The organism is Streptomyces sp. NPDC041135 (genome assembly GCF_055592085.1).
This window is the reverse complement of record NZ_JBVIYZ010000007.1, coordinates 8606-21247: the sequence shown is the minus strand read 5'-3', so window position 1 is coordinate 21247 and position 12642 is coordinate 8606. Positions and strand designations below refer to the sequence as shown.

Genomic DNA, 12642 nt, shown 5'->3' with positions numbered 1-12642 from the left:
CGGACCTGGCAGGGGGCAGCGGTGCCGGTTCGGCGGACTCGGGCGTCGCAGGGGGCCCTCCGTCCACCCTTTGCCGAGGAGGTGATGGGCCGGCTGAGTTCACCGGCGGGCCTGCGGCGCTGCCCGGAACCGGTCAGCGCCGGCCGCCGTATGCTGCCCAGCTACCTGTGCGGCTCCACCGACGCCCTGGAACCAGGCACCCCGGTCCGCGGAACCGTCGACCGATTCACCTCACCGGGCCACCTCTACCTGCTCGCCGACAGCCTGGACCAGCTGGAGCACGACTACCGGCAGGTCCGCGGACTCGAACTCGAGAGCTTGTACGCGGGCGACGCCTAATCCTGGTTCGGCACCTGGGCAGTGCGTGAAGGCCCGCGGATGCGGCGGCCGATCCCACTGTGCGGTCGGCGCCTTCCGCTTTGGCGCAAACACGCGTTGCCTCGCCGGTTCGGGCCACGCAGCCTGGAAGGCGGAAGCGCGCGGGAGCGCTCCCATTGCCATGAGACACCCCCACGGAGAAACATCCCCCCACGAAAGAGGCAGATCATGCATTGTCATGCGCATGCTTATCGCGTGCGGAGCCGCCTGACCCTCGTCCTCGGCACCCTCGTAGCGGTGCTGTTCAGCCTGATCACGTGCGCGGGAACGGCCTCCGCCCACGGCTCGGTCGTCGACCCCGCCTCACGCAACTACGGCTGCTGGCTGCGCTGGGGCAACGACTTCCAGAACCCGGCCATGGCCCAGCAGGACCCCATGTGCTGGCAGGCCTGGCAGGCCAACCCGAATGCCATGTGGAACTGGAACGGCCTCTACCGCAACGGCTCCGCCGGCAACTTCCAGGCCGTCGTCCCCAACGGCCAGCTGTGCAGCGGCGGCCACACCGAGAGCGGCCGCTACAACGCGCTCGACGCCGTCGGCCCGTGGAAGACGACGGACATCGCCGCCAACTTCACCGTCAAGCTGTACGACCAGGCCAGCCACGGCGCGGACTACTTCCTCGTCTACGTCACCCGGCAGGGGTTCGACCCCACCACCCAGCCGCTGACCTGGAACGACCTGCAGCTGGTCACCCGCACCGGCAAGTACGCGCCCAGCCAGAACTACTCGATCCCGGTGACCACGTCCGGCTACAGCGGCCGCCACGTCGTCTACACGATCTGGCAGGCGTCGCACATGGACCAGACGTACTTCCTGTGCAGTGACGTGAACTTCAGCTGACCGGCCGGCACGGCCACCCGGACGCGCCCCCCCCTCCCGGCGGGCCCGCGTCCCCTGTGTCCGGGGCGTCCGGCTGGAGCGTTTCGTGGGTCAGGTGACGGTCCGGTCCCGCAGTTGCCGGGCGATCCCGGCCACACCGAGCGCTCCGGGGTTCAGTGCGGGGCCGACACCGAGGTGTCGATCGAGGACAGGGTGATGACGAGTCCGCTGGTGAGGACCATGCCGGCGAGGACGCGGGCCCGGGCGCAGGCACGGTTGCGGCCCGAGAGGGTGATTCCGCCGGCGGCGTCCGTCTCGTCGGCCGGCCGGGCGGGGATCTCGGTGCTGTCGACGGCGGCGGTGGAGGCGGAGGCGGAGGTGCGGCGGGACTCGGTCATGTTGAAGATCCTCTTGGTCTGTGGGCGAGCGTGCGGGAGGGAGAACGCGGGCGGGGCCGACGGGGGCCGCGCGGTGACTGTCAGCGTGCGAAGGTCCGGGCGGTACAGGGGAGTTCGGGGGTTCGCGGCGGCGGGAGGAGGACGCCGGCGCGGAGCGGGTCGGGGCCGGTACCGGCCTGGGGGAGTGCGGCGGCCCGCCGGGCGGGGGCCGGTGGGTTCGTGCTCCGGGGAGTCGCGGGTGCGGCTGATTCGGTCACGGGAACAACGTCACACAGAACGCGGGACGCGTGCATGGGGAGTGTCCCCCATATTTTTCCGGCGGCCCCCGTCCGGTGCCCCCGCCTGAGGGGTGAGGGGGTGTGGAGGGCGGGGGAGCGCGAGGGCCGGCCCGTCGCGACGGATGCGGTTGCGGGTGAGGAAACCGCAGGTGGGGAGCGTTCGGGTGGTCCGGTGCGGGGTGGGCTGCCGGGTGGCCGGCGGGGGTGCGGGGCGGGTGGTGGGCCCGCTCAGGTATATGGGGGCATGCTCGTCGGGACATGGGGAACGGGCGGGCCCCGCGCGCCTCCGCGCCCCCCGCGGGCGCGTCGATCGCGGGGGACGCGCGCCCGCCGATGAGGACCCCGCCGTCTGACCGCTCCGGTGAGGGTGGCCCCTCCGCGCCGCCGACCGGGGTGCCGGGCGCGGGCGCCGCCCGTGGGGTGCCCGCACCGCGCCCCGAACGGCGTGCACGCCGTGGGAACTTGGGGGGTCCGCCCGCATCCGCCCTCGCGGCGGCTCCCGTCTACTGGGGTTCAGGCCGGCGGATCGACCGGGTGACGCCCGCAGGTGCCGTTCCGTGCGGTGAGCGCCGCCGGCCCGATTTCGACCCGTGTCCCACACAGCCAACAGGTGCGGCAGGACAAGACATACAGGAGTGCTCGACATGCGGACCTCTCTGGGTATCGACTCCGTTGCGCGGAGTGTGTACATCGCGATGGTCGACCGGCCCGGCGCGACGGTGGCCGAGCTGGCCCGGCAACTGGAGGAGACCGAGGAAACGGTGCGGGACGGGATGGAGCGGCTGTCCGCCCTGCTGCTCGTCGTTCCCGGGGACACCGCCAGCGGCTGGCGGCCGGTCGACCCGGAGGTCGGCCTGGCGGCGATGCTCGCCCGGCAGCAGGAGGAACTCGCCCGGCACCGGCTCCAGGTGGAGGGCAGCCGGCTGGAGGTGACGCAGCTGCTGTCGGAGCGCGGCCGCGGCGGGCGGGGAGGCGTGCCGGGCGTGCAGTGGCTGGCCGGCGCGGACACCGTGTGGCAGCACGTCGCCTCCCTCGCCGAGGAGTGCGCGACCGAGTGGCTGACCGTGGGACCGAACGAGCGGCTGGACGGACGGGCCGTCGAGGCCGGCCGGCCGGTGGACGACATCCTGCGGCGGCGTGGCACGCCGGTGCGCGCCATCGTGCTGGAGAGCGTCCGCAACGACCCCGGGGCGACGCAACGGCTCTGCCGGTACGGGGAGTACGGCGGCGACGTGCGCACCCTGCCGTCGCTGCCGGTGTGGATGATGCTCTGCGACCGTACGCACGCCGTCGTGCCGGTCACCAGCGGGCGCAGCGTGGTCGGTGCGATGGCGTGCAGCGTCGAGTCGGTCACGGAGGCCTTCGCGACCCTGTTCGCCCGGCTGTGGAAGGAGGCCCTGCCGCTGGCGGAGGCGCGCCCGCGCACCCGCGGCAACCTCTCCCTGCAGGAGCAGCACGTGCTGCGGCTGTGGGCGCAGGGGCTCACGGACGCGGCCGCGGCCCGCCGTATGGACGTCTCCCTGCGCACGGTGCGCCGGCTCTCCGAGAAGCTGACCGACCGCTTCGGCGCCCAGAGCCGGTTTCAGCTCGGTGCCCTCGCGCTCGCCAGCGGCGGTATCCGTGCGGAGGACGTGGCCTGAACCGGGCCGCACCCCGGCCGGGACGTCGCACGGTGAAGGGGCCGGACCTCGGTGACGAGGTCCGGCCCCTTCAGCGCGTGGCACCGGGACGGGTCACCCGGCCGGTGCGAACTGCGCCGTGATCGCCGCCATCATCAGGTCGGAGATGCCCTGGGCGAGCTGCGCGGGGGTGGGGGAGTCGAACACGGTCCGCACCGGCACGTCGACGCGCAGCGCCTTCCGCAGCCGCGAGGCCACCTGCGTGGCGAGCAGCGAATGCCCGCCCAGCTGGAAGAAGTTGTCGTGGACGCCGATGCGGTCGATGCCCAGCAGCTCCTGCCACACGGTGGTGATGGCCCGCTCTACGGCGTTGCGCGGCGCCGTGTAGGCCGTCCCCAGGTCGGGCCGCTCGTGGTCCGGCACCGGCAGGGCCTTGCGGTCCACCTTGCCGTTGGCGGTCAGCGGCAGCCGCTCCAGGGCGACGAACGCGGCGGGGATCATGTAGTCGGGCAGGAACCGCCGCAGGTGCGCGTGGAGTTCGCCGGTGCTCGGCGCCTGCGCGCCGGTGGTCACGAGATACGCCACGAGCCGCTTGTCGCCGGGCGTGTCCTCCCGGACGATCACACTGACCTCGCCGATGCCCGGGTGGGCCAGCAGGGTCGCCTCGATCTCGCCCAGCTCGATGCGGTTGCCGCGGATCTTCACCTGGTTGTCGATGCGCCGCAGGAACTCCAGCTGCCCGTCCGCCCGCCACCGCACCAGGTCGCCGGTGCGGTAGACCCGGGTGCGCACGCCCTCGGCCTCGTAGGCGGTGAACTTCTCCTCCGTCAGATCCGTCCTTCCCCGGTAACCGCGGGCCACCGGCACACCTCCGACGAGGAGTTCGCCGGGCACCCCGACCGGCACCGGCCGGTCGTGCTGGTCCACCACGAACGCCAGGACGTTGTCGACGGGCCGGCCGATCGGGGGCACGGCGTCACCGGGTTCGACCACCGTCGAGGTGACGATGACCGTGGTCTCCGTGGGCCCGTAGTTGTTGACCACGCGGAACGGCAGCCGGGCCGCCGGTGGCATCCGCAGCCGGTCACCGCCGGTCAGCACGTAGTCGAGGGTGCTCTCCGCCGGCCACTCGAGGGCCACCAGCGCCTCCAGCATCGGCGTGGACAGGAACGTGGCGTGCACCTGCTGCTCGCACAGCCAGTCCCGCAGCGAGGGCGGGCTCAGCCGGACGGTCTCGGTGGTGATGCAGCAGGTCGCGCCGCGGGTCAGGCCGAGCCACAGCTCCCAGGCCGCCGCGTCGAAGCCGATCCCGGCCAGCAGCGCGATCCGCTGCCCGGGCTCCAGCCCGTACTCCTTCGCCGTCCAGTGCACCAGGCCGACCAGGCTGCGGTGCTCGACCTGGACGCCCTTGGGGCGTCCGGTGGAACCGCTGGTGTAGATCAGATAGGCCAGGTGGTGGGACTCGGCGGCCGGCTGGGGATCGGTGTCCGGCTCGTCCTTCAGTTCCGCGCCGTCCTCGTCGAGCAGCAGCAGCGGTACGTCCGAGGGCAGCCGGCCGGTGTGCGCCGAGCCGGTGAGGACGACCGGCGTCGCGGTGTCCCGCACCATGTACGCCAGCCGCTCCACCGGGTACTCCGGGTCCAGCGGCACGTACGGCGCCCCCGCCTTCAGCACGCCCAGCACCGCCGTCACGAGGTCGGCGCCGCGCTCCAGGCACACCGCCACCGGCATGTCCGGGCGCACTCCGTACCGGGTGCGCAGGTGGTGGGCGATCCGGTTGGCGCGCGCGTTCAGCTCGCCGTAGGTGAGCGTGCCCTGCGGTCCTTCGACGGCCACCGTGTCCGGCTGCCGGGCCGCCCGCTCCTCGAACAGGCCGTGCAGGGTGGCGGTGTCCGGGAACGCGGTCGCGGTGTCGTTCCACTCGACCACGGTCCGCCGCCGCTCCTGCGGAGTGAGCAGGCACAGTTCGGACAGCCGCGCCGCGGGCTCGCGGGAGACCGTCTCCAGCAGCGTGCCGAGGTGCCCGGCCAGGCGGGTGACCGTGTCCCGCTCGAAGAGGTCCGTCCGGTACTCCAGGGTGCCGCTCAGACGGCCGTCCGGGTCCTCGGACATCATCAGGCTCAAGTCGAACTTGGCGTCCGGCACGGTGACCGTGAACGGCTCCACCTCCAGCCCCGGCAGGCTCCAGCCGTGCTCGTCCGGCGTGTTCTGCAGGACGAACATCGTCTCGAACAGGGGAGTGCGGGACGGGTCGCGGTCGGGGGCGAGTTCCTCGACGAGGCGTTCGAAGGGGAGGTCCTGGTGGTCGTAGGCGCCGAGGGCGGTGTCCTTGACGCGGTCGAGGAGTTCGGTGAAGGCGGGGTCGCCGGAGAGGTCGGTGCGCATGACGAGGGTGTTGACGAAGAAGCCGATCAGGTCCTCGGTCTCGGCGCGGTTGCGACCGGCGATCGGGCTGCCGACGCTCACGTCGTCCTGCCGGGCGTACTTGGCCAGCAGCACCTGGAAGGCGGCCAGCAGCACCATGTACAGGCTCGCCCCGCTGCTCCTGGCAGTGGAGCGCAGTGCGGCGGCCACGGCCGCGGGCACCTCGAAGGTGACGGTGCCGCCGCCTCCGGGCGGTCCCGCCGGACGGCGGTGGTCGGTCGGCAGCTCCAGCGGTTCGGTCCCGGCGAGCCGCTCCCGCCAGTACGCCAACTGTTCCTCCAGCACGTCGCCGGTGAGCCGCTGCCGCTGCCACACGGAGAAGTCCGCGTACTGCACCGGCAGGTGCGCGCGTTCACCATGGGCGCCGGTCGTCGCCGCCCGGTAGCCCTCGCGCACTTCCCGTGCCATGACCGGCTGCGACCAGCCGTCGCAGGCGATGTGATGGACCGTCAGGAGCAGTTGTGCCTCCTCGTCGGCCAGCCGCACCAGGTGGGCGCGCAGCAGCGGTCCGGCGGCCAGGTCGAAGGGGCGGGCGGCCTCCTCGCGGGCGAGGCACCGCGCCGCCTCCTGCCGCTCCCGCGCGTCGCCGATGTGCCGCAGGTCGTGCACGGTCGCGCGTACCGGCGCCGGCGGGTCGACGACCTGGGCCGGTTCGCCGCCCTCGTCGGTGACGAACCGGGTCCGCAGGATCTCGTGCCGTTCCAGCATCCCGGTCAGCGCCGCGTCGAGGGCCCCGGTGTCCAGCGGACCACGGATGCGCAGCGCGAAGGGGACGACGTACTCGGCGCGCCCGGGCTCCAGTTGGTCGAGGAACCACAGCCGCTGCTGGGCGAAGCTCAGCGGCAGCGGGCCGCCGGTGCGGTCCACGGGCACGATCGGGTCCGCGCCCGCCGTCCCGGCCGCCGTCAGCTCATCCACCGCGGCGGCCAGCCCGGCGACGGTGGGTGCCGCGAACAGGCTGCGCACCGGCACCTCCACACCCAGCGCGTCGCGCAGCCGTGACGTCACCTGCGTGGCGAGCAGTGAATGCCCGCCCAGCTCGAAGAAGTTGTCGTCGACGCCGGTGACCTCGGTGCCCAGCACCTCCGACCAGGCCGCCGCGACGACGCGTTCGGCCTCGGTGCGGGGAGCCGGACCGCCGGCCGCGGACGCCTGCGGTGCGGGCGCGGGCAGCGCACGGCGGTCCACCTTGCCGTTGGGCGTCAGCGGCAGCCTCTCCAGCGTGACGAACGCGGACGGCACCATGAAGTCGGGCAGTTCGCGCCGCAGCCGCCCACGCAGATCCTCGCCGCGCACCGTCCGCTCCGGTGCCGGAACGACGTACGCCACCAGCCGCTTGTCGCCGGGGGCGTCCTCGCGGACGACGACGGTGGCGGCTGCGATGTCGGGACCGGCCAGCAGCACCGCCTCGATCTCACCGGGCTCGATACGGTGTCCGCGCAGCTTCACCTGGTCGTCCAGCCGCCCCAGGAACTCCAGCTGCCCGTCGGCCAGCCACCGCACCCGGTCCCCGGTGCGGTAGACGCGGCGCGGGGTGCCGTCGACGTCGGCGGTCACGAACCGCTCCGCCGTCTGGCCCGGCTGCCCCCGGTAACCGCGCGCCAGACCGGCGCCGGCGACCAGGAGTTCGCCCGGCACCCCGGTCGGCACCGGCCGGCCGTGCCGGTCCACGACGTACACGAGGGTGCCGGGCACCGGGCGGCCGATCGGCGGCACGGCCGTGCCGGGGACGACCTCGGCCGAGGTCGTCACCACCGTCGACTCGGTGGGCCCGTAGTTGTTCACGACGCGGAACGGCAGTCGCAGCCCGGCCGGCATCCGCAGCGCGTCACCACCGGTCAGCACGTACTCCAGCGAGGTCGGCTCCGACCAGTCGAGGGCCGCCAGCGCCTCCAGCATCGGCGTCGAGACGAAGGTGCCGGTGACCTGCCGCTCGGCCAGCCACCGCTGCAGCAGCGCCGGTGTCAGCCGCACCGTGTCGTCGGGCACGCACACGGTGGCACCCGTCGCCAGCGCGGGCCACAGCTCCCACGCGGCCGCGTCGAACCCGACCCCGGCCAGCAGCGCCACCCGCCGCCCCGGGGCCGCGCCGAAGGTGCCGGCGGTCCAGCTGACCAGGCCGGCCAGGCTGCGGTGCTCGATCTCGACGCCCTTGGGGCGGCCGGTGGAGCCGCTCGTGTAGATCACGTACGCCAGGTCACCGGGGCCGGCCAGGGGCTCCGGGTCGTGCGCCGGCAGGTCCGCGAGGGACGGCCAGTCACGGTCGGTGAGGAACCGGCCGGGCTCCTCGGGCAGCCGCGCGGCCCGCGCGCTGTCGGTGACGACGAGGGCGGCCCCGGCGTCCGACAGCAGGTAGGCGAGCCGGTCGGCCGGGTGCTCCGGGTCCAGCGGCACGTAGGCGGCGCCGGACTTGAGGACCGCCAGGAGCGCGGTGACCGACTCGGGGCCGCGCTCCAGGCACACGGCGACCGCGCCGCCGGGACCCGCCCCGAGGGAACGCAGGTGCCGCGCCAGCCGGTTGGCACGCGCGTTCAGCTCCCGGTAGGTCAGTTCCCCGCCCGGCGACAGCACCGCCACCGTGTCCGGCCGCAGGGCGGCGCACTCCTCGACGAGCCGGTGGACGGTCGTGCCCCTCCCGCCCGCGACGTCCGCCGGGGACGCCGCCCCGCTCCACTCGGCGAGGACCCGGTGCCGCTCGGCGCCGGTCAGCAGCTCCAGCTCGGACAGCCTGCGCTCCGGGCCGGTGACGGCCGCGTCCAGCAGGGTGGTGAAGTGCCCGGCCAGCCGCTCGGCCGTGCCGGGTGCGAACAGGTCGAGGGCGAACACCAGCTCGCCGTCGAGGGAGCCGTCGGGCCGCTCGGTGAGGAACAGCGTCAGATCGAACTTGGCCTCCGCCGCGCGGACCGTGAACGGCTCCACCGCCGCCCCCGCCAGCCGCCACGCGTGGCTGTCCGGGGTGTTCTGCAGGACGAACATGCTCTGGAACAGCGGGGTGCGGGACAGGTCGCGCTCGGGAGCCAGCTCCTCCACGAGGCGTTCGAAGGGCAGGTCCTGGTGGTCGTAGGCGCCGAGGGCGGTGTCCTTGACGCGGTCGAGGAGTTCGGTGAAGGTCGGGTCGCCGGAGAGGTCGGTGCGCATGACGAGGGTGTTGACGAAGAAGCCGATCAGGTCCTCGGTCTCGGCGCGGTTGCGGCCGGCGATCGGGCTGCCGACCGCGATGTCCTCCTGGCCGCTGTACTTCGCCATCAGCAGCTGGAACACCGCCAGCAGCGACATGAACAGGCTCGCGCCCTGCCCGGCCGCCAGCCGCCGGGCCGCGTCGGCCACCTCGGCGGGCACGCGGAACGGCACCGTTCCGCCCCGGCCCGTCCGCTCGGCCGGACGGCGGTGGTCGGCCGGCAGCTCCAGCGGCTGCACCCCGGCCAGCCGCTCCCGCCAGTACGCCGACTGCCCCGCCAGCGCCGGACCGTCCAGGGCCGTGCGCTGCCACGTCGCGAAGTCCGCGTACTGCAGGGACAAGGGGGCCAGGGTGTCCGGGCGGCCGGTCACCGCCGCGTCGTACAGCTCGCCCAGCTCACGCGCCAGGATGCCCTCCGACCAGCCGTCGGAGACGATGTGGTGCAGGGCGAGCAGCAGCAGCCACTCCGCGTCGGCCACGCGCACCGCCACCGCGCGCAGCAGCGGCCCGGTGGCCAGGTCGAAGGGCCGTCCCGCCGCCTCGCGCAGGATCTCCCGCGCGGCGCCCGCGCCCAGGTCTCGGGCGTCGTGGACGTCCACCGCCACCTCGCGCGCGGCGTCGACGACCTGGTACGGGCGTCCGGTGCCGTCGGCGACGTACCGGGTCCGCAGGATCTCGTGCCGGGCGACCAGGGCGCTCAGCGCGGCACCGAAGGCGTCCGGCGCGAAGTCCCCCTCGACCCGCAGCCCCACCGGAATGACGTACTCGGCGCTGCCCGGCGCCAACTGGTCCAGGAACCAAAGGCGTTGCTGGGCGAACGACAGCGGCAGCACGCCTGCGGACCGGTCGGCCCGCACCATCGCCGCGGAGCTGCCCGCCCCCAGTGCGTCCACGGCCGCGCCCAGCAGCGCCGGTGTCCGCGCCTCGAACAGCGTGCGGTGCGGCACGTCGACGCCGAGGTCCCGGCGCAGCCGCGAGGCGACCCGGGCGGCCAGCAGGGAGTGCCCGCCCAGCTCGAAGAAGTCGTCGTCCGCGCCGACCGTGTCGACGCCCAGCAGCTCGGCCCAGATGCCGGCGACCGCCCGCTCGGTGGGTGTGCGCGGCGCCGTGAACCCGGTGGAGAGGTCCGGGCGGTGGCCCTCGGGCGCGGGCAGCGCCCGGCGGTCCACCTTGCCGTTGGGGGTGAGCGGCAGCCGTTCCAGCACGACGTACCGGGCGGGCACCATGTGCGCGGGCAGGTCCCGCGCCAGCGCCGCGCGCAGCCCGGCCACGTCCGGGTCCGTTGCACCGGCCGGGACCAGGTAGGCCACCAGCCGCTTGTCGCCGGGCACGTCCTCGCGGACCACGACGGTGGCCGCCGCGACGTCCGGCCGGGCCAGCACGGCGTTCTCGATCTCGCCCAGTTCCACCCGGTGCCCGCGCAGCTTGACCTGGTCGTCCATCCGGCCCAGGTAGACCAGGCGCCCGTCCGGCAGCCACTTCACCAGGTCACCGGTGCGGTACACGCGGGCCTCGGGGTCCGCCGAGAAGGGGTGCGGCACGAACCGCTGCGCCGTCAGCTCGGGCCGGCCCAGATAGCCGAGGGCCACGTTGACACCGCCGATGAGCAGCTCACCGGGCACTCCGACCGGCTGGACCTCACCGTGCGCGCCGACCACGTACACCTCGGTGTTGGCGATCGCCCGGCCCATCGGCACGTGATCCGCCGCCGGGTCCACCGACACCGTCCGGCTGACCACGTTGCCGACGGTGGCCTCGGTCGGCCCGTACTCGTTGACGATCGCCGTGCTCCCGGTGCCGTGGGCCAGCACCCGGTGGGCCAGCGCCGGGGTCAGGTCCTCGCCGCCGGCCACCACCGTGGCGATGCCGTGCCGGACGCCGTCCTGCTCCAGCCGGGCCGTCAGCAGCTCCAGGTGCGACGGGGTCGCCTTCAGGAAGCTGATCGGGACACCGGTGGCGACGATGTCCATGGCCGCGTCCCACACACCGCGGCCGGGCTTCGGACGGGGCACGACCAGGCACAGCCCCTGCACCAGCGGCAGGAACAGCGCGGTCACCGTCAGGTCGAACGCCGCCGACGAGCACAGCAGCGAACCGACGCGCGCGCCCGGCGCCGGAGGATAGTTCCGGTCGCACCAGTGCAGGTAGTTGACGACGCCCCGGTGCCCGACGCGCACACCCTTGGGCCGGCCCGTGGAACCCGAGGTGTAGATGACGTACGCCACGTCGTCCGGGCCCGCCGCGGCCGGAGCGCTCCCGGCGCCGGCCGGCCACTCCAGGTCGGCCAGCAGCAGGCCGGTGCCCGGCGCGAACAGGTCCGCGTGCGCGGACTGCGTCACCACCACCGGGGCGGCGCTGTCCTCGACCATGTACCGCAGCCGCTCGGCCGGGTAGGCCGGGTCCAACGGCACATAGGCGGCGCCCGACTTGAGGACCCCGAGCAGGGCGCACACCAGGTCCGGGCCGTGGTCCAGGCACACCGCGACCAGTGCTCCGGGGCCGACGCCCCGCTGCGCCAGGTACCGCGCCAGCCCGTCCGCCCGCTCCTCCAGCTCCCGGTAGGTCAGCCGCTGCTCGCCGTAGGCCAGGGCCACCGCGTCGGGCTGCCGGGCGGCCCGCTCCGCGACCAGCCGGTGCACGGTGTGGGTGTCCGGGAACGCGGCCCGGGGCCCGTTCCACTCGGTCAGGATCCGCTCGCGCTCCTCGCGCGTCAGCATCTCCAGCGCGCTCAGCGGCGCCCGGGGTGTGGCGGCGGCGGAGCGTGCGAGCGTTCCGAGGTGTCCCGCCATCCGCTCGGCCGTGGCCCGTTCCATCAGGTCGGTCCGGTAACCGAGGGCGGCCTTCAGCCCTCCGCCGTCCGCGACGACCTCCAGGGTGACCCGCGCGTCCGGCGGGAACACGGCCGCCTCCCGGCCGGCCGTGCGCCACGCGAACCACGCCACGGCGTCCGTGCCGCCCACCGCGTCCGCCAGTGCCGCGAGCGGCAGCGGACCGCGGCCGGCGGCGTCCGCCACGCCTCGCGCGACGTGCGCCAGGGCATCGGTGAACACCGGGTCACCCGCAGGGCCCCGGACCACGGTCACCGGGCCCGCGTCCTGTCCGCCGGACGCCGGCACCGCCACCGGGACGTCGTCCCGCCCGGCGTGCCGCGCCAGCAGCGTCTGGAACACCGTGAGCAGGACAGCGGGCAGCTCCACGCCCTGGGCGCGGGCCAGTGCGGCCAGCGCGTCGGCCGTCCCGGTGGACACCTCCCACAGCACCCGGTCCGCGGGGGCCGGGCCGGGGCCGTCGTCGAACTGCCGACGGTCCGACGGCAGTTCCAGCGGCTCCAGACCCGCCAGCGCGCGCCGCCACTCCTCCAGCTGGTGATCAGCCACCGTTCACTCCCCATCGTCAGGACATCGTCAGCGGTACAAACAAGCGGTTCGAGCGGTACGAGACACGAGCGGTGCACGGGCGGCACGTGTGCACGGTGCACGGCGAGAGGCGGGGGGCCGGGGCACCGCCGGGCGGGCCGGGACCGCGCCGCCGGCGCATCCGCGGCCGCC

At 74.3% G+C, this 12642-nt stretch carries 5 protein-coding genes; 3 read left to right on the top strand and 2 right to left on the bottom strand.

The features are described from left to right. The first annotated feature begins 84 nt into the window (after positions 1-84). Entirely contained in the window at positions 85-339 is a 255-nt protein-coding gene (locus ACZ6CZ_RS18070) for a hypothetical protein (protein WP_469021717.1), read from the top strand. Positions 340-546: 207 nt separating this feature from the next. After that, complete coding sequence (locus tag ACZ6CZ_RS18065; protein WP_469021714.1) at positions 547-1218, top strand: lytic polysaccharide monooxygenase auxiliary activity family 9 protein; 672 nt, start codon at positions 547-549, stop codon at positions 1216-1218. Between the two features lie 152 nt (positions 1219-1370). Here the strand turns inward: ACZ6CZ_RS18065 and ACZ6CZ_RS18060 are convergent, their stop codons facing one another. Beyond that, positions 1371-1595 carry a hypothetical protein gene (locus ACZ6CZ_RS18060; RefSeq protein ID WP_469021712.1) on the bottom strand — a complete coding sequence of 75 codons (225 nt, stop codon included), beginning with the start codon at positions 1593-1595 and terminating at the stop codon, positions 1371-1373. A gap of 922 nt (positions 1596-2517) precedes the next feature. Here ACZ6CZ_RS18060 and ACZ6CZ_RS18055 point away from each other — a divergent pair. Further along, positions 2518-3513 (top strand): LuxR C-terminal-related transcriptional regulator, encoded by a 996-nt coding sequence (locus tag ACZ6CZ_RS18055; protein WP_469021709.1) that lies wholly within the window; start codon positions 2518-2520, stop codon positions 3511-3513. A gap of 93 nt (positions 3514-3606) precedes the next feature. Here ACZ6CZ_RS18055 and ACZ6CZ_RS18050 read toward each other — a convergent pair whose 3' ends face one another. Beyond that, positions 3607-12471 (bottom strand): non-ribosomal peptide synthetase, encoded by an 8865-nt coding sequence (locus ACZ6CZ_RS18050; RefSeq protein ID WP_469021706.1) that lies wholly within the window; start codon positions 12469-12471, stop codon positions 3607-3609. Positions 12472-12642 lie beyond the last annotated feature (171 nt).

Bases quoted from the DNA above. Each gene is read 5' to 3' on its own strand.
- ACZ6CZ_RS18070 (WP_469021717.1), top strand. From the start codon at position 85: ATGGGCCGGCTGAGTTCACCGGCGGGCCTGCGGCGCTGCCCGGAACCG.
- ACZ6CZ_RS18065 (WP_469021714.1), top strand. From the start codon at position 547: ATGCATTGTCATGCGCATGCTTATCGCGTGCGGAGCCGCCTGACCCTC.
- ACZ6CZ_RS18060 (WP_469021712.1), bottom strand. From the start codon at position 1,595: ATGACCGAGTCCCGCCGCACCTCCGCCTCCGCCTCCACCGCCGCCGTC.
- ACZ6CZ_RS18055 (WP_469021709.1), top strand. From the start codon at position 2,518: ATGCGGACCTCTCTGGGTATCGACTCCGTTGCGCGGAGTGTGTACATC.